The organism is Saccharopolyspora gloriosae (assembly GCF_022828475.1).
Classification (GTDB): domain Bacteria; phylum Actinomycetota; class Actinomycetes; order Mycobacteriales; family Pseudonocardiaceae; genus Saccharopolyspora_C; species Saccharopolyspora_C gloriosae_A.
Genome location: NZ_CP059557.1, coordinates 6,269,723 through 6,287,631, shown reverse-complemented (window position 1 = coordinate 6,287,631; position 17,909 = coordinate 6,269,723). Strand labels below are relative to the sequence as shown.

Annotated in this window: 13 protein-coding genes; 7 read left to right on the top strand and 6 right to left on the bottom strand. The window is 70.8% G+C overall.

What is annotated here, in order from left to right; translation table 11 throughout:
* Positions 1 to 248: 248 nt before the first annotated feature.
* Genes H2Q94_RS27595 through H2Q94_RS27580 form a run of 4 tightly spaced genes read left to right on the top strand, consistent with a single transcriptional unit; the run spans position 249 to position 8,254 of the window.
* Positions 249 to 1,769 carry a TIGR02677 family protein gene (locus H2Q94_RS27595; RefSeq protein ID WP_243795947.1) on the top strand — a complete coding sequence of 507 codons (1,521 nt, stop codon included), beginning with the start codon at positions 249 to 251 and terminating at the stop codon, positions 1,767 to 1,769.
* On the top strand, positions 1,766 to 2,983 hold the full coding sequence (locus H2Q94_RS27590) for a TIGR02678 family protein (protein ID WP_243790064.1): 1,218 nt from the start codon (positions 1,766 to 1,768) through the stop codon (positions 2,981 to 2,983). Before H2Q94_RS27595 ends, H2Q94_RS27590 begins: the two co-directional genes overlap by 4 nt.
* Entirely contained in the window at positions 2,980 to 7,047 is a 4,068-nt protein-coding gene (locus H2Q94_RS27585) for a TIGR02680 family protein (protein WP_243790063.1), read from the top strand. Before H2Q94_RS27590 ends, H2Q94_RS27585 begins: the two co-directional genes overlap by 4 nt.
* On the top strand, positions 7,037 to 8,254 hold the full coding sequence (locus tag H2Q94_RS27580; RefSeq protein ID WP_243790062.1) for a TIGR02679 family protein: 1,218 nt from the start codon (positions 7,037 to 7,039) through the stop codon (positions 8,252 to 8,254). The genes H2Q94_RS27585 and H2Q94_RS27580 overlap by 11 nt, the downstream gene beginning before the upstream one ends.
* Positions 8,255 to 8,399: 145 nt before the next feature.
* Here the strand turns inward: H2Q94_RS27580 and H2Q94_RS27575 are convergent, their stop codons facing one another.
* Together H2Q94_RS27575 and H2Q94_RS27570 are read right to left on the bottom strand one after the other, a co-directional pair.
* A complete protein-coding gene (locus H2Q94_RS27575; protein ID WP_243790061.1) occupies positions 8,400 to 9,074 on the bottom strand; it encodes a DUF5134 domain-containing protein in 675 nt (224 codons plus the stop codon).
* Between the two features lie 2 nt (positions 9,075 to 9,076).
* Positions 9,077 to 10,465: a PepSY-associated TM helix domain-containing protein gene (locus H2Q94_RS27570; protein ID WP_243790060.1), complete on the bottom strand. Its 1,389-nt coding sequence runs from the start codon at positions 10,463 to 10,465 to the stop codon at positions 9,077 to 9,079.
* Between the two features lie 259 nt (positions 10,466 to 10,724).
* Here H2Q94_RS27570 and H2Q94_RS27565 point away from each other — a divergent pair, with 259 nt between their 5' ends.
* Together H2Q94_RS27565 and H2Q94_RS27560 are read left to right on the top strand one after the other, a co-directional pair.
* Positions 10,725 to 12,665: a bifunctional copper resistance protein CopD/cytochrome c oxidase assembly protein gene (locus tag H2Q94_RS27565; RefSeq protein WP_243790059.1), complete on the top strand. Its 1,941-nt coding sequence runs from the start codon at positions 10,725 to 10,727 to the stop codon at positions 12,663 to 12,665.
* Positions 12,666 to 12,762: 97 nt separating this feature from the next.
* Complete coding sequence (locus tag H2Q94_RS27560) at positions 12,763 to 13,386, top strand: hypothetical protein (protein ID WP_243790058.1); 624 nt, start codon at positions 12,763 to 12,765, stop codon at positions 13,384 to 13,386.
* Positions 13,387 to 13,439: 53 nt separating this feature from the next.
* On the opposite strand, the gene H2Q94_RS27555 is transcribed toward H2Q94_RS27560, so the two are convergent.
* From H2Q94_RS27555 to H2Q94_RS31055, 3 genes are read right to left on the bottom strand one after another with little or no spacing between them, the layout of a single operon-like run.
* On the bottom strand, positions 13,440 to 13,643 hold the full coding sequence (locus H2Q94_RS27555; protein ID WP_243790057.1) for a DUF397 domain-containing protein: 204 nt from the start codon (positions 13,641 to 13,643) through the stop codon (positions 13,440 to 13,442).
* Between the two features lie 3 nt (positions 13,644 to 13,646).
* On the bottom strand, positions 13,647 to 14,324 hold the full coding sequence (locus tag H2Q94_RS27550; protein WP_243790056.1) for a DUF5753 domain-containing protein: 678 nt from the start codon (positions 14,322 to 14,324) through the stop codon (positions 13,647 to 13,649).
* On the bottom strand, positions 14,231 to 14,602 hold the full coding sequence (locus H2Q94_RS31055) for a Scr1 family TA system antitoxin-like transcriptional regulator (protein WP_397545384.1): 372 nt from the start codon (positions 14,600 to 14,602) through the stop codon (positions 14,231 to 14,233). The genes H2Q94_RS27550 and H2Q94_RS31055 overlap by 94 nt, the downstream gene beginning before the upstream one ends.
* On the opposite strand from H2Q94_RS31055, the gene H2Q94_RS31050 reads away from it, so the two are divergent.
* Complete coding sequence (locus tag H2Q94_RS31050) at positions 14,543 to 14,806, top strand: HC3 family zinc finger protein (RefSeq protein ID WP_397545499.1); 264 nt, start codon at positions 14,543 to 14,545, stop codon at positions 14,804 to 14,806. The two genes, H2Q94_RS31055 and H2Q94_RS31050, sit on opposite strands and share 60 nt — an antisense overlap.
* Positions 14,807 to 15,370: 564 nt before the next feature.
* On the opposite strand, the gene H2Q94_RS27540 is transcribed toward H2Q94_RS31050, so the two are convergent.
* Entirely contained in the window at positions 15,371 to 17,800 is a 2,430-nt protein-coding gene (locus H2Q94_RS27540) for a heavy metal translocating P-type ATPase (RefSeq protein ID WP_243790054.1), read from the bottom strand.
* Positions 17,801 to 17,909 lie beyond the last annotated feature (109 nt).

The window sequence follows — 17,909 nt, the reverse complement described above, 5'->3', positions numbered from 1 at the left end:
AGGCCGTGCCTTGCGGCGAAGCCGAGCCTGGATGTGCGAAGCACATAGCCCACGTCAAGAAAACGACCACCCGCGGGTTCTCAGCTGTCTTCTCGCGAGGACAGCTGAGTCTCCGCCACCCGGACACCTACGCAGGCCCCCCGATCCCCCGCTACCCGTTCGCATCGACCTGGGTGTCCTCTACCGTGGGAGAGTGGTTCTGGAGGGGAAGGAGGCCGTGGGTGTCGACGCAGCGGGTCCCGCCGGACATGTTCCGCTTCGCGGTCGGTGCTCAGGCCGAGGTGTACTCGGCGATCCTCCGCACGTTCGGTGAGGCCAACGAGAGCCTGGAGACGGCGCTCGGCATCGACGACATCCGGGGCAGGTTGCGTTCGGCGGGATGGTTCGACGCGCTCACCGACGAGGACCTCGACGAGCGACTGAAGAAACTCGCCGAATGGGGACTGCTGGACGTCATCCAGAACCACGCGGAGAACTACCGCACCGCCACCGAATACGAGCGGCGGAACCTGCACTACTCGCTGACGAAGATGGGCGAGGCCGCCTACGCGGGAGTGCGGCACGCGCTCGGGGTGCTCAGCGAGACCGGCGCGTTGCAGACCGCGGTGCTCGACGCGATCGCCGATCGGCTCGCGGAAGTCGCCGGACTGCTCGACGATCCCGGCTCGGCGGATCGGCGGCTGTTCAGCACGTTGCAGGAACTGGAAGGGCACCTGGAGGCGCTGCGCACCAACACGAAGAGCTTCAACGGGGAACTGCAGCGTCTGCTGCGGGCCGAGGGCGCCGACCTGACCACGTTCCACGAGGTGAAGGCCGCGACCGTGGCCTACCTGCAGGAATTCCTGACGAACCTGGATCAGCGGTGCCACGCGGTCGTCTCCGCGCTGACCAGGGTCGAGACGCACGGTGTCGAGGACCTGCAGCTGCGTGCGCTGCGCGGCGCCGATCTGCCGCCCACGGCGGGAGAGCACGTCGAGCGGGATTGGCTGGAGCACCGGCGGTTGCGCTGGGAAGGTCTTCGTTCCTGGTTCCGGCCGGCCGATGGGAGCACGCCGCGCGTCGACCAGCTGCACACGGTGGCTCGGCGGGCCATCGTGGCGCTGTTGCAGGTGCTGGACCGGATCACCGAGTCGCGCCGCCGTTCGTCCAGTGCGGCCGCCGATTTCCGGGAGCTCGCCAGGTGGTTCGCCACCGCGGACCGGGATGAGGACCTGCATCGGTTGTGGTCGGCGGCTTTCGGGCTCGGTTCCGCGCGGCACGCGCACCTCGCGCACGAGGACCCGGAGCTGATCGCGCCGTCCACGCCGTGGGCGCAGGCGCCGCGAGTGCGGGTCTCGGCCTTGCTGCGCAGCAACGGGCGCACCGAGAAGTTCGCGAACACCGGGAAGGTGCGGGACGTGGCGCAGGTCGCCGCGTTGCGCGCGAGTCGCGCCCGGCGGGAACGCGCCGAATTGGAAGCGGCCTGGCAACGCCTAGCCACCGGCGGTGAGGTCCGGTTGTCCTCGTTCGGCGAGTTGGAACCGGGCGTGTTCGACCGGTTGCTGGATCTGCTCGGCAGAGCGCTGGCCACTCGCGAGGACAGCACCGGGATGCGCCGGGCCTGCACCGGGGACGGGCGGGTGGAGATCGTGCTGCGGGATCCCGGAGATGGCCGCGCCGCGGAGCTGCGCACCTCGCGGGGAACGTTGCGCGGCGCGGATTACGCGGTGAACGTGCGGCTGCTCACCGAGCCCTGGGACGCGGAGCCGAACGCGGAGGCGTCGCGATGAGCAACCTCGCCAATCAGCTGGTCATCGCGGAACGCACCGACCTCGCGCGCGGCATCAGGCTGCTGCTGGCGCGCCCGCTGATCAGCGCCGAGGTCGATCCGGACGCCTTCGACCTGGTGCGCCGCCGCAAGGACACGCTCACCGGCTGGTTCGACTACCACTGCGGCTGGGCGCTGACGGTGGAGCCGCGGCTCGGCTACGCGCGGCTGGCGAAAGTGCGCTCCGACCCCGATTCGTCCCGCCCGGCCAGGCGAAACCGCACCAGCAAGGCACCGTTCGACCGCCGCCGCTACACGCTGTTCTGCGTGGCGGCGGCGGAACTGCTGGGTGGACCCGCGACGACGGTCGGACTGCTGGCGGACCGGATCGTGCAGGCCACCGCGGCCGATCCGGTGCTGACCGCGTTCGACACGGCGATGCGTTCGGAGCGGATGGCCTTTGTGGACGTGCTGCGCGCCCTGGAATCGTTCGGGGTGTTGGAGTCGGTGGACGGCAGCACCGAGAGCTTCGTGGATTCCGCGGAGGCGAAGGTGCTCTACCGCGTCGACGCCACGTTGCTGATGCGGTTGCTGTCCGCGCCGAACGGCGCGTCGCAGCTGCCCGAGCAGGAGGCGGGCGGGGATGTCGCCGCGCTGCTGGCCGAATCCCGCTACGGCAACGCCGAACAGGGCGTGTCCGAGGTGCAGCGCAACCTGTGGCTGCGGCATTCGGTGCTGCGCAAGCTGTTCGACGATCCCGTGGTGTATTGGGCGGACCTGACCGAAGCCCAGCACGCCTACGTGACCTCGCCGACGGGGCGCCAGATCATGCGGAAAGCCGCCGAACAGGGCGGTTTTGTGCTGGAGGAACGTGCGGAGGGCGTGCTGCTGGTCGACCCGGAAGCGCTCGCGACGGACGCGAAGTTCCCGGACGACGCCAACAACGCGAAGGTGGCAGCGCTGCACCTGCTGGATGCACTGGGCACGTCCCCGCGTGGCCGAACCGCCGAGCAGCTGCGCGCGGACGCGGAGTCGGTGCTGGACCGATCGCCCGGCGCGGCGCGCACCTACCGCTACGCGGACGGACCTGCGCGGCTGGTCACCGATGCCGTCGCGGTGCTCGTCGATTTCGGCTTGGCCCGGCGGGACGGGGAGCGGATCGTCGCGCTGCCCGCCGCCGCCCGCTACTCGGTCGTGTCCGGTTTTCCCGACTCCGCTGGAGGAAACCCGTCGTGACGGTCCCCGATTCCGTTGTCCAGCCGTCCGCCGGGCCGCGTGCAACGACATCGCGGTGGCGGCCTTCGCGGGCGGGCATCCTCAACGTGTGGCGCTACTACGACGAGGTCTTCGAGTTCCACAAAGGACGGTTGCTGCTGCGCGGCCCGAACGGAACCGGCAAGTCGAAGGCCCTCGAACTGCTGTTGCCGTTCCTGTTCGACGCGAACCTGCGCGCGAACCGCCTCTCCACGTTCGGCAGTTCCGAACGCACCATGCACTGGAACCTCATGGGCGAAGGGGCCGGCGGGGTGACCCGCGTCGGGTACGTGTGGCTGGAGTTCCAGGCGGGCGAGGACGAGTGGTTCAGCTGCGGTGCCCGGTTGCAGGCCAGCAAGCACACCTCGACGGTGCACGCCGACTACTTCACCACCAGCAGGCGGATCGGCGTGGACGGCGGGATTTCGCTGGTCAACGACAGCGGACAGCCGTTGACGAAACCCGCGCTCACCGAGGTGCTGGGCGCGGACGGCACCCTGCACCCGACGGCGGCCGATCACCGGGCGGCGGTGCGCGGCGCGTTGTTCCCCGACCTCAGCGAGCAGCGCTTCGAGGCGCTGATCACCGCGTTGCTGCAGCTGCGCACGCCGAAGCTCTCCGAGCGGCTCGACCCGAACCTGCTGTCCACCTTGCTGTCGCGGGCGTTACCGCCGCTGGGACGCACCGAGATCGCCGAACTCGCCGAGGGTTTCGAGCGGCTCGACCAGCAGCGTGAACACCTCACCAGGCTGGACTCGGAAGTGCAGGCGGCGGAGGCCGTCGCCGACCGCCAGCGCACCTACGCGCAGCGGGTGCTGCGGGCCGCCGCGGCCGGGGTGATCTCCGCGACCTCCGAGCTCGATCGGCTTTCCGGGGCGGCGAAGGACAGCGCGCGGCTGCACGAGCAGGCCGTGGCGGACCGGGGCGCCGCCGAAAGCCGCAAGGCCGAGCTGGAGCAGGACGCCGAACGCACCCAGGCCCGCATCGACGGGCTCGCCGACAGCGAGTGGTACCGGCAGGGCCAGGAACTGGACCGGCTGCGCACCGAGACCGCGGCCGCGGACCGGTTCGCGACGGGCCTGCGTGAGCAGGCCGAACAGCGCGCCGGACAGGCGGCCGCGGACGCGGCGCAGGCCACGGAGGTCGAGGACCGGGCGGCGTCGGCGGTCGCGGCGGCCCAGCGCGCCGAGCAGGACGCCCGGCACCAGGCCGAACGCGTGGGCCTGACCGGGGCGTTCCAGGAGGTCACGGACACCGCGGACCGGCAGCGCACTCGGCGACTGCTGCGCGCCGCCGTGCGCAGCAAGCACGACGTCATCGCCGAGGTCCGAGCCGAACTCGACCGGCACGACGCAGCGGTGGCGGCTCGCACCGGCGCGGAAAACGAACTGGACCAGGCCAGGACCGACTTGGCCGACGCCACCGAACGGCGCACCGCCGCCGTGGAAGCCCACGACGAGGCCGTGCGCCACCAAGGCGAGCTGCTGCGGACCTGGGCGGCGGGGTTGACCGAGCTGCCCGTCGCGGACGTCGACGAGGCCGCCGCGCACGCCGATTCCCGCGCCGGGCTGCTGGAACACCTCCGCCCCGGTTACCTCGCCGCCGCCGACGCGCTCGCGCAGCGGCACGCCGCCGCCGTCGCGCAACGCAAGGAACTGCGGGGCCGGCACACCGAACTCGGCGTGCGGCGCGAACGGTTGCGCGAGCAGACCGACCTGCCGCCCACCGCCCCCGACACCCGCACCGCGAACCGGCAGGAGCTGCGAGGTGCGCCGCTGTGGCGGCTCGTGGCGTTCCGCAACGGCATCGCCGCTGACGTGCAGGCGAAGGTGGAGGCGGCGTTGCAGGCCGCCGGACTGCTCGACGCCTGGGTGAGCCCGGACGGGGCGCTCGACGTGGACGGGCACGACACGTTCCTCGACCCGGACCGGCTGCGCCCGGTGGACGGGCAGTCGCTCGTGGAAGTGTTGCGTCCGGAATCGGCGGGGCCGGTGGACCGCGACCGGATTTGGGCCGTGCTGCACGGAATCGGCTACGGCACCGAACGATTCGACGCGAGTTCCGACGACGGCGGGCGGCATCGCGGTCCCGAAGCGGACCCGATCGTGGCCGTCGCGCCGGACGGACGGTGGCGGGTCGCCGGGCTCAGGGGCAGCTGGGACAAACCCGAAGCGGCCCACGTCGGCGCCGCAGCCAGAGACCGCGCCCGGCGCCGCCGGATCGCCGAACTCGACCGGTCGATCAGCGAGCTGGACGGCGAACTCGCCGAACTCGACACGACCGTCGACGCCCTCACCGAGCGCCGGGACGCCCTGCACGCCGAGTGGAACGCCGTGCCGGACGACGCGGCCGTGCAGGAATCCCGGCGGGCCGCCGACGTCGCCGAAGCCGAGGTCGCCGCCCGCGACGACGCCGTGCGCAGACGAACCGAGCGGGTCTCCGAGACGGCGGAAACCGCGCGGCTGGCCGGAAACCGGCTCGCCGCCCTCGCCGCCGAACGCGGGCTGCCCGCCGAACGGCCGGTGCTGGACGAGCTGGACTTCCGGGTGGCCGGTTTCACCGACTCCGCAGGCACCTGGCTCGACGCCCGGTTCGACGCGGACAACGAGCGCCGCGCCGCGGACGCCGCAGCGGACGTGGCGAAACGAGCCGCGGACATCGCGGCGGAACGACAGGCCGAAGCCGCCGAAGCCGAGCTGAAAGCGTTGCGGCTCACCGAGCGCACCGATGCGGTGCAGCGCGCGCTCGGCACCGGCTACCAGGAAGTCCTGGACGAGATGAGCCGGTTGCGCGCCCATCTGCTGGAACTCGACGACCGGCGTGGCGAGGTCTCCGACCAGCTCATCGAGGTGGCCGGGCGCATCGGCTCGTTGAGCAACCAGCGCGCCGCCGACGCGGAACGCCGGGACACCGCGCTCGCCGAGCGCGACGCCGCCGCCGAACGACTCCGCGGCCGGGTCACCGCCGGATTCGCCGAGGACGCGGGAACCACCCTCGAACTGTCCACATCGGATGGTGTGACCGCCGCGCTGGCGGCGGCCCGCGAAATCGCCGCGACCTGGGCGAAAACCCCGCACAGCGCGAAGAACCTCACCGACGCGCTCGGCAGGCTCAACGAGGCCATGTACGGCAGCCGCCACATCCTCGCCGAACGCGCCGACCTGGAACTGGAACCCGACGACGACGTGCAGATCTTCGTCGCCACCCTCGACGGGATCCGGGTCGGAGCCACCGGATTGCGCGACGCGCTGCGCGCCGAACGCGACCGGGCGAGCGACGACATCACCGGCGCCGAACGCGACCTGTTCGACAAGACCCTCACCGGCGACACCCGCAGGCACCTCGCCGCCCGCATCCGCCAGGCCGGAGAACTCGTCGACACCATGAACACCCGGCTCAAGCGGGTGCGCACCGCGTCCAAGGTCGCCGTGCAGCTGGTGTGGGAGGTCGACCCGAACCTGCCCGCGGGCACCAAGACCGCGCGGGAACTGCTGCTCACCGACCCGGTTCGGCTCACCGACGCGGACAAGGACGCGCTGCACGACTTCTTCCGGGACCGCATCGACGAGGCCAAGCAGAACAACGCCGCCGCCAGCTGGGAAGGCCAGCTCGCGCAGGTCTTCGACTACACCGCATGGCACCGGTTCGGCGTGAAGATCGACCGGGCGAACGGGGACGGCTGGCAGCTGCTCACGAAGCGGCTGCACGGCGCGCTCTCCGGCGGCGAGAAGGCCATCGCGCTGCACCTCCCGCTGTTCGCCGCCGTCGCCGCGCACTACCAGGCGGTGCCGACCGCGCCCCGGCTCATCCTGCTCGACGAAGTGTTCGTGGGCGTGGACGCCACCAACCGCGGGCAGGTGTTCGACCTGCTCACCGCGCTCGACCTGGACCTGGTGCTGACCAGCGACCACGAGTGGTGCACCTACCGGGAACTGGACGGGATCGCGATCCACCAGCTCATCACCGGGGACGGTGATGACGCGGTCACCACCGCCCGCTTCGTCTGGGACGGCCGGGCGCTCGCGGAGGAACGCGGTGCTTCCTGACGGTCTGCGGCGAGCCGAGTTCGCACCGCTGTGGCAGGCGGTGCACGACCGGCTTTGCTCCGGACGCCCGGTGAACCGGGTGCGGGTCGGGCCGCTGGACCGCGCTCAGCGGGAGGCGCTGGCGGACCTGCTCGGCATGGATCGACTGCCCGCCGACCACGTCACGGTGTCGCTGTCGCGGCTGGACGTGGTGCTCGGGCAGGTCTGCGGGATGGATTCCCGCGGCATCGTCGAGGAACTGATCGGGCCGCTGGAAAACCGGGCGCTGCAACGGCAACGCGCTCAGCAGCAGCGGGCGGCGCTGTGGGACTGGCTCGCGGAGCACCCGGTGGTGACCGCGCAGCCCGCGCTGCGGGAGTGGGCGGAGCAGGTGCGCCGGGGCGGTGTGATCGGCGGATCTCCCGCCGCCACCGGGGAATCGCTGGACGCCGCGCTGCACGTGCTCTCCCGGTTGCCCGCCGCGGGGACACCACTGCCGTCGTTCGCGGGTGACGTGCTGGGCGATCCGCACGCGCTGGACGCGGGCCGGCGGCTTTCCGGGCTGGTGTTGCGCGCGCTCGCCGAGATCTACGACGTCGCGCTGCCCGCCAGCGCCGAGCAACGCCGCGAACTGTGGCGGCGAGCCGGAATCGACGAGGATGAACTGTCCACTGTGGTGCTCACCGCGGGTGTGCAGCCGATCGGCGGGCGGCTGTGCGGCGAGATCATGCGCTCCTGCACCGATTCCGGGCACGTCGCGGTGCTCACGTTGGCGCAGCTGCGCGATGCGGGGCGGATCGCGCTCGGCGTGCACGAAGTGTGGGTGGTGGAGAACCCGAGCGTGCTGGCGCTCGCGCTGCGCCGGTTCGGCCGCACCTGCCCGCCGATGGTGTGCACTTCGGGGTGGCCGAACAGCGCCGGGATCCTGCTGCTGCGGCTGCTGTCGGGGGCCGGGGCGACGTTGCGCTACCACGGCGATTTCGACGGCGAGGGCGTGCGCATCGCGGCGTACGTGCTGGCGAAGACGCGCGCCGTGCCGTGGCGGATGAGCGCGGCGGACTACCTCGCGGCGCTCGACCGATACCCCTCCGGCCCTGGAGTCGGGCGGGTGACGGAAGCTCCCTGGGACGCCGCCCTCGCCCCCGCACTGCGGGACAACCGCGTCGCGGTGCCCCAAGAACGCCTCGCGGACGCCCTGCTCGACGAGGCGGTCTGGCGCTCGCCGTGACCGGCCCGCAAGCCCCTGAGGTGAATGCCGCCTTCGCCCGGTCTCATTGGTCAACCGGGCCGTTCACCTGACGATCCGCCAGGTGAACGTCTTCTTTGCCCGGTCCCATTGGTCAACCGGGCCGTTCACTCGAGTCGTCCGGGGCTCAGAGCATCGCGAAGAGCATGGCGCCCATGCCGATGCTCATCGCTCCGTGGCAGGCGGAGTCGAGAGCGAGCCGCGTCGCGCGAGGGTCGGCCGGTGAGCCGGTGGTGTCCGCGGTGTTGAGGGTGTGGCGTGCCGTGTCCACCGCGGTGGAGATCCAGGCCACCGAGGACAGCACCAAGAACGCCGCCAGCACCGCGGAGATCGCCACGACCGCGCCCGGAGTGGTCTCGGCGGCGGCCGGCGCCGCCAGCACCCCGGCGCCGCCACCGACGCCCATGGAGTGGTGGTGGTGACCGCCGCCGGAATCGGACGCGCCGAGCATGAGCAGCGGCATCATCGCGACCATCCACACCATCGCCGCCGACATCACCGCGTGATGCAGGTGCGCCAGCCGAGGCGAGCCGTACCCGTGCGCGCAAGGCACCCGCAGCGCCGTCAACGCCACGAACCACACCGTGGCAACCGAGAACAACACCACCTGGGGAGTCGCGGGCACGCTCATGCCCCACGGCCACGTCATCGCGATCATCAGCAGGCTCATCACCAGGTGACTCACCGAGCTGAGCCGATCGCTCGGCCGCAGCGCGGGGCGGGTGGCGCTGAACGCGCACCACGCCGCCGTCGCAGTGAACAACACCGTCAGGATCCAGCTCAGCAGCAGTGATTCGACCACGATCAGACTCCGGTGCTCCGCCGGGCACGCGAGCCCAGCACGATGTCGACGACGAGGAAGACCAGCAGGGATGCCCCCAGCAGCGGCAGGAAGTAGGCGACGAACGCGGCTCCGACGATGATCGGCGCCATGATCCGGCCGGGAATTCGCCGCCAGACGCCGCGTTCCGGTGGCCTGCCGATCCGGCCGTCGCCGCGGGTGGGCCTGCGCAGCCACCACATCCGGTAACCCCAGAAGATCATCGACAGCAGGGCGAGCATCAGCCCGACCAGCAGCAACTGGTTCACCAGGCCGAACAGCAGTCCCATGTGCGCGTCGACGCCCCAGCGGGCGAGCTTCGCCATCAGCGGGTAGTCCGCGAACCGGACCGTCTCGGTGATCGTGCCGGTGGACGGATCCACCGCCACCTGGTCCTGCTTGGTCGGCCAGGTCCGCCCCTGCTGCTGCACGGTGTAGGCGGAACCGGCCCCCTCCGGCGGTGTGATCTCCACCTGCCCGTCCAGGCCCGCGCCGAGCGCCGCCTGGTGCACCCGGTCGATGCCGACGTCGGAGGAAGGCGGGGACGGCAGCTGCGCCGTCACGGCCGGGGTCTCCCAGGACAGCTGTGCGCGGGCCGCCGTGACGTTCTCCCCGGCGTGCACCGACCAGGTCAGGCCGGTCGCCGACAGGAAGAGCAGCCCGAGCGCCGCCCACAGCCCGACCGCGCCGTGCCACGACAGCACCCGCCTGCGGCCGGCCGGGCGGAGTTCCGGAGCCAGCAGCGACCGCGCCCGCCTGTTCCGGCGCGGGCGCCCGATCCACAGCGCGACGCCGCCGAGAACGACCACCCACAACCAGCTGGCGGCGAGCTCGCTGTAGAGCCGGCCGGTGTCGCCGAGGTGCAGGCCGCGGTGCAGGTTGTCGATCCACGCGCGCAGCGGCAGCGCCTGCCCCGAGCCGTAGGTGACCAGGTCGCCGCGGATCTCGGTGGTGTGCGGGTCGATGAACACGGTGCGCTGGTAGCTGTCCGGCAGATCGGGGGCCTTGAAGATCACCTGCGTGGTGTCGGTCGGCGTCGCGCCCGGCCGGACGGCCTGCAGCTGCTCACCGGGCCGGACGGTCTGCGCGACCGCGATCTGCTCGGACAGCGGCGTCGTGGTGGCCGCGGCCGGAACGTGCAGTTCGTGCGCGTAGAAGGCCTGCTCCAGCTGCGGCGTGAAGACGTAGAGCATGCCCGTCAGGGCGGCGATCACCAGGAACGGCGCGATGAACACCCCGGCGTAGAAGTGCAGCCGCAGCACCAGCGGCCGCAGCACGGCCCAGGTGGAGGGGTTCCGCTCGGGCGCCGCCGCTTCCTGCTCGGGCGCTTCCGGCGGGAAGGACTGCGCTGCGAGCCCCGGTTCCGTCACCATCGTCACTCCTGCTGGTTCGCCGCATCGGTCGCCTCACTAGTCGCCTGATCATCGGTTCTGGTTCCCGCTGTGACATCCCCCTCCACGATGTGGGATCGAACGGCCTAGCGCGTTCGTCTCCCCGGCCGCCGGTGCGGGTGAGGTCACACGGAATGTCCGGAACCCGCGGCGGGGTCGGCGCGACCAGTCCGGGTGCGGGCAGCAGCCCGCCACCGGCGGCTCGACCCGCCGGTGCGGTGACCGTCGTGTGAGGACAGCAGTGCCAGAGCCGAGTTCGCAGCGCCCCTTTCCCGCACCGTGGGGCGCGGGTCTGAGCATCGCGGTGCTGGTCACCGTGGTCGTCGCCGCGATCGGAGGAACGGGCGTCTACAGCCCGCTCGGGCTTTCGGATCCCGGAGCCGTGGTGCGTTTCGGCATCGGTCTGACGCGGTTGGTCGCTGACGGTGCGGCGGCGATCTGCTTGGGGGCGGTGGTGTTCGCGGCCCTGTTCACTTCGCCGCGCGAGTCCGGTGGCATCGCCCCGGACGGTTTCGCCGCCGTCCGCACCGGCGGCGCGGCCGCGTGGGTGTGGGCGGTGGCGGCGGCCGCGATGATCCCGTTCGAGATGGCCGATGCGACCGGTCAGCCGTTGAGCAGCGTGCTGGAGCCTGCGGCGTTCACCGGCTTGTTCGGCGCCCTGTACGAGCCGGCTGCGTGGGCTGTCACGGTGTTGGTCGCGGTGGTCGTGGCGGTCAGCGCGCGGATGACGTTGCGGTGGCGCCCGACGCTCGGACTGGCCGCGCTCGCCGCGTTCGGACTGCTGCCGCCGGCCGTGGTGGGGCATTCGGCGTCCAACGCGGGCCACGACTTCGCCACCAACGCGATCGTGCTGCACGTGGTGGCGGCCGCGTTGTGGCTCGGCGTGCTCGTCGCCGTCACCGCGCACCTCCGCCGGGGCGGCGCGCATCGGGAGTCGGTGCTGGCGAGGTATCGCGCGCTGGCCGGGGTGTGCTGGGTGGTGCTGGCCGTCTCCGGTCTGGTGGACGCGCTGGTGCTGATGCCGCTCGGTGATCTCGGGCGCACCGTGTTCGGGACGTTGGTGCTGGCGAAGGTAGTGCTGCTGCTCGTGCTCGGCGGGTGCGGAGCGCGGGTGCGGCAGCGAGTGTCGGCACCGGCGGCGCTGCTCGGCGCCGAACTGGTGATCATGCTGGTGTCCGTCGGGGTGTCGATGGGCATGGCGCACACGCCGCCGCCGAACCTGCTGGACCGCACGGCGAGCTCGTCGGAAGTGATCCTCGGCTATGACCTGCCGGGGCCGCCGGATCTGCTCGGTTTCCTGACCGTGTGGCGATTCGACCTCATCTTGGGGACGGCGGTCGTGGTGCTCGCGGCGCTGTACCTGGCGGGTGTGCGCAGGTTGCGCCGACGTGGTGACGCGTGGCCCGCGGGGCGCACCGCCGCGTGGTTGTGCGGATGCGGCACGGTGCTGATCGCGACGTCGTCCGGGCTCGGCGTCTACTCGTCCGGGGTGTTCAGCGTGCACATGCTCGTGCACATGGTGCTGAACATGCTGGCTCCGGTGCTGCTGGTGCTCGGCGGGCCGATCACGTTGGCGCTGCGCGCCCTGGCGCCCGCAGGGAAGGGAAACCCTTACGGCGCAAGGGAAATCCTGCTGGCCGTGGTGCACTCCCCGCCCGCGCGGGCCTTGGCGCATCCGGCGATCGCGACGGTGCTGTTCGTGGGCTCGTTCTACGCGCTCTACTTCACCCCGCTGTTCGAGAGCGCGATGTCCGAGCACTGGGCGCACGAGCTGATGAACGTCCACTTCGTCCTGATCGGCTACCTGTACTACTGGACGGTCATCGGGGTGGACCCGGCGCCGAAACCGCTCCCGCACCTGGCTCGGCTCGGCATGGTGTTCGCGGTGATGCCGTTCCACGCGTTCTTCGGCGTGATCGTGATGAGCATGGACGCGGTGATCGCCGAGAACTTCTACCGCACCCTGGACCTGCCGTGGACGCAGGACCTGCTCGCCGACCAGTTCCTCGGCGGCGGCATCGCGTGGGCCGCAGGGGAGGCGCCGCTGGTCGTGGTGCTGATCGCGCTGCTCACCCAGTGGTATCGGCACGATATGCGCGCGGCCCGCCGCGCCGACCGCTCCGGCGACGAGGAACTCGCCGCCTACAACGCGATGCTCGCGAAACTGGCCGACCGCCGCTGACACCTGCGCGGTCGGAGTGAACGCCTCGTTCGACCGACCCGACGGGCCTCGGCTGAAGCAGGTGCCGTGCGCGGCGAGGTGCTCGTATCGTCGAGGAATGCGGCCGAGTGGAGTCAGACGGCGGATCGAGGAGCTGCGCAGGCGCACCGATCAGCGGGAGAGCGAACGTCCCGATCTCGCGCTGGGCCGGGCGCTGGCCTGGTTCGTGCACGGCTGCGCATCGCTTGGCTACGTCGACGTGTCGACCAGCGCGGTCATCGAGACCTACCGGACGGTGCTCGCGCAGCTGGACGATCCGGCGCAGCGCCGCACCGGAAGCCGTTGGGAGCAGACGGTTCTGCGCTGCGTCGAGTTGTTGCGAGAGCCGATGGCGGATCGGGCCGCGGACCCGTACCGGCACGCCGGACGTGACGACGCCGTCACTTCCGTGCTGGTGAAGGTCCCGATGGAAGTGCTGGTGGGGCGGAGCAGTTGGGACGCGATCTTCCCGATGGCCTGCCGCAACGCCGCGGGTGGCCTGCTGGACGGGGTGATCGCGCCGTACCGGGCCGTCGGTTTCATCGTGAGCATCGGTTACTGGGAGCCACCGCTGGAACGCGGCTTGCTGGCCGACATGCGCGACCTGCGCGTCCGCTACGAGGACGAACCCGATGCGCGTTCGATCCTCGAGGTTGAGATCGTGGACCGCTTGCGCGCGTGGTTGGCCGATCGAGGTGAGTGAACGGACCGTTCGTCCAGTTTTGTTGGGTGAACGGTCCGTTCACTTCGAACGAATCAGGGGTGTGGGTCGTTGAGGTGGCCGGCGCGGAGGGTGGTGAGGAAGGCGGTCCACCGCGCGGTCGTGAAAGTTAAGGTTCCGCTGGCTCTGTCCTTGGTGTCGCGCACTGCGGCTACACCGGGTGCTCCGCCGACTTCGACGCAGGCTCCGCGTGGTGCTGACTTCGTGCTCGTGCGCCATCCGCTGATTTCGGGAGTCATCGGTCAACCCTCCAACTCGGTTCGGATCGATGCAACGAAGTTCAGCGAGTCACTCTCGCTCAGTGCAATGGCCTGCAACTGGTCAACTGCTTCGGCATGGGCGGCGATGTCGCGCGGCCCGTTTAGGAAGATCAAGCTGTTGTAGTGGTCGATCTGGACGATCGGATCCGCCTTCGGAAAGCGCAACAGGATGAACTGTCCAGCGTGCGCGGCGTGGAAGGTCTGCGAGCCGGACGGTATGACCTGAACGGACACGTTCGATTGCGTGGTCGCCATATCCGCTATGTGCTTCAACTGTGCTGCCATCGCCGCTGGTCCGCCGAACGGCTCGCGCAGCGCTGCTTCGCCGATCAGCGCGGTGAAGTTGGGCGGGTTCTTCTTGGTCAGGACCGTTCGGCGTTCCATTCGAGTCAAAACGCGCGCACCAACCTGAGAATCAGGTAGCTGCGCCATCGAGGCGTGCATGTAGTCGGGCGTTTGCAACAGCCCTGGGATCAGCATGGGTGCCACCTCGGTGATCTGGGTGGCGGTGCTCTCGAACTCAACGAGCGAAGCGAGTTCCTTCTGCACTCCCGGAATGCCTGAGCTCACCCAGCTTTGCGAGTCTTTGCTGCGTGCTTGCTCCAAGATCCGCTCGTACTCGTCGCCGGTGAGGAACACCAGGCTGCCGAAGTGCTCCACTTCGATGATCGGGTCGGCGGCAGGAAGCGCATCAACCCGAAATGGCCTGCATGGGCCGGGTGGAACGCTTCTCCTCCGGACCGGATCACGCGCACGGTGACGTTGGCCATCTCGCTCGCTGTGCGTTGGAGGTGCGCCAGCTGTTCCGCCATCGCAGCCGGACCGCCGAACGGTTCTCGCAATGCGTTTTCGCCGATCAGCGCGGTGAATTCCGGAGCATCGGCCTTGGTCAGGCGCCGTATCCGTTTCGTTGGTTTCTGGCGCAGGCTGAGCGTCATGCGAGCGTGGATTCCGCGCCACGACTGGGGTTTCGTGCGGGCACGACGGTGAAAGCCTTGTGCGGGGCCGAAGTGTCCGCGGCCGAAGGGGACGAAGCGTGGCTGTGGCCGACCTGTCCTTCGTGCGCCGAGGAAGTGCGGCCGATCGTGCAGCGGCACAACGCCGTCCTCCCGCTCCCGGAGGTGTGCCCTCGTGGAGGTTGAACGAGGCGGGTGGGTCAGCGGCGTCGCCGAGTCGACGTGGCACCGGCTGGCCGGTTACCGCCGGCACTGCGGATTCAGCACGCCCGTGGCTGGCTGCGGGCATGTTGTGATCGGTCCGGTGCGCCGGAGGCCGGGGAACCCGCCGTGCTCTGGAGGAAGACAGATCTGCTCGGGATGCCTGCCGTGGGAGGTGCCGTCCCTGGGTGTCGCACCGGCGAGCCCGGTGACCATCACCGGTCGCTTCGCCATTGCCGTCGAGGCGGAGTCCGCCCGCTGAACGTGCAGTACCGCTGTTCTGCGCGATGGCGGCGTGAACTCGCGACGCCTATGTGCTCTCGAACCGGGGAAGGCCGACCGACTCCGTGACCCTTCCCTCTCGGTCCGGCGCTGAGACCTCCTCCCCGGCCAGCAGCTGGACCGTGCGGCCGGGCAGTGCGCCCAACCCCGACAAGCGCACTGTCCGGCCACGCCCGTTGAAGCCCGGAGTGAGCTGAACCGGCTCGCTGCGGCGGCGACTCGGCGGGGCGGGGGCCAAGATCGCTCGGCTCGCCCGGTACCGCCGAACTAGGCGTCCGGTGTGGAGGTCAGCGTGGTGAAGCGGCGGAGGCGGAGGCTGTTGGAGACGACGAAGAATGAGGACAGGGCCATCGTGGCCCCGGCGATCAGCGGGTTGAGCAGGCCGAGTGCGGCCAGCGGGAGTGCGGCGAGGTTGTAGCCGAAGGCCCACACGAGGTTGCCGCGGATGGTGCGCAATGTCGCGCGGGCCAGGCGGATCGCGTCGGGGGCGACCGTGAGGTCTTCCCGAACCAAGATCAAGTCCGCGCTGTCGATCGCGATGTCGGTGCCGGTCGCCACCGCCAAGCCGAGATCGGCCGTGGCCAGGGCGGGCGCGTCGTTCACGCCGTCGCCGATCATCGCCACCGTGCGGCCTTCGGCGCGCAGGCCGCGCACCACCTCGGCCTTCTCGTCCGGCAGCACTTCGGAGATCACCCGCTTGATGCCCACTTCGTCGGCCACGGCCTGTCCGGTCGCGGCGTTGTCGCCGGTCAGCAACACCGTGCGGAGGCCGAGGCGGTGCAATTCGGCGATCGCCCGAGCGGCCGACGGTTTCACGGTGTCGGCCACGCCGAACACGGCCAGTGCGCGCCCGTCCTCGCCGGAGAGCACGGCGGTGCGGCCCTGCGCCTCCCACTGCTCGCGCAGCCGATCCAGCTCGCCCGAGACCGTCCAGCCTTCATCGTCGAACAGTGCGCGACGCCCGATGAGGACCTTCCTGCCCTCGACGATGCCGCCTGCCCCAAGTCCAGGGCGGGCGTGGAACGAATCGACGCTGGGCAGCCGCTCGATGGCGCGGCCGCGATCAACCTGTGGATCGGGTGACCCGTCGGCGGCAATCCCGTCCTCTTCGGGTGAGTCGGGAAACGGTTCCGCACCAACGGATCGCGCCACATCGGCTCGGGTTTCCAGTGGCCGGTGAGAACCTGCGGACACTGCCGGTTCCGGAACCTCGGCGACCGCCAGCGCGGTGATCGCGGCGGCCACCGCGTGCTCGGAAGCCTCCTCGACCGCTCCTGCCCGGCGCAGCACCGACGCGCGGTCCACGTCGTCCGCGACGTGCAGATCCACCACCGACATGCGGCCCTCGGTGACCGTGCCCGTCTTGTCCAGCACCACCGTGTCGACCGCGCGGGTCGACTCCAGCGCCTGGTAACCCTTGATGAAGATGCCGAGCGTGGCGCCGCGCCCCGACGCGACCATCAGCGCGGTCGGTGTCGCCAGCCCGAGCGCGCACGGGCAGGCGATCACCAGCACCGCCAGCGCCGCCGTGAACGCGCGGTCCGGGGCGCCGGTCTGTAGCAACCAGGCCAGCAACGTCAGCGCGGAACCGGCCAACACCGCCGGTACGAAGTACGCGGAGATCCGATCGGCGAGCCGCTGCACGGCAGCCTTGGCGGACTGCGCCTCGGACACCAGCCGCAGCATCGCCCCGAGCCGGGTGTTCGCGCCGACCTCGGTGGCCCGCACGACGAGCCTGCCGTTCAGCGCGACCGTCCCGCCGATGACCGAATCGCCTCCGGTCACCTCGACGGGGGCCGACTCGCCGGTCATCGAGCTGCGGTCGAGCGCCCCGTGTCCCTCTTCGACGACACCGTCCGTGGCGACGGTGCCGCCGGGACGCACCAGGAACCGTTGTCCCGGTTGGAGTTCCGCCGCCGGGATCTCGTGCTGCGAGCCGTCGTCGAGCAGCACCGTGACCGCTTTGGCGCGCAACGCCGCCAGCGCGTTCAGCGCGTCTCCGGCCTGTCGCTGCGCGCGTGCCTCGAAGTAGCGACCGGCGAGCACGAACGCGGTGACTCCCGCCGCGACCTCCAGGTACAGCGCGCCCTGCGGGTTCAGCAGCAGCGACCACCCGGACTCGCCGGTCGGGTCGGGCTGGAAGAACATCGCGTACCACGACCAGCCCACCGCCGCCGTGATGCCCAGCGAGACAAGTGTGTCCATTGAGGACGATCCACGGCGGGCGCCGCGCAGTGCGGCCCGGTGGAACGGCCACGCCGCCCAGCCCGCGACCGGCGCCGTCAGTGCGATCAGCAGCCACTGCCAGCCGGGGAAGCGCGACTCCGGCAGCACGATGAACAACAGCGACAGGTCGCAGATCGGCACGAACAGCGCCACCGCGACCAGCATCCGACGCCACAGGTCGCGCACCCGATCCGCCGGGGTGCCGGAATCCTCGGATTCGACGGCGTCCGCCGGTGATGACTCCGGGACCGGTTCCGCGTCGTAGCCCGCGCCGCGCACCGTGCGCACCAGCAGGTCCACGTCCTGCTGAGCGGAGAACTCGACCGCGGCGACACCCGTCGCGTAGTTCACGCCGGCCTGCACGCCGTCGAGCTTGTTGAGCTTGCGTTCCACCCGCACCGCGCAGGCGGCACAGGTCATGCCGCTCACGGATAGTTCGACGCGGCGAGCTTCGGCGATCATCGGGGACATCGGACAACCTCTCGCGGATCCGGCGGCCCGCGCTCAGGCCACCCGTGCACACAGTCGGTCAAGCCCGTGCAGCGGTTCCCGCGCTTCGTTGTGAGGTGCGGAACGTTGC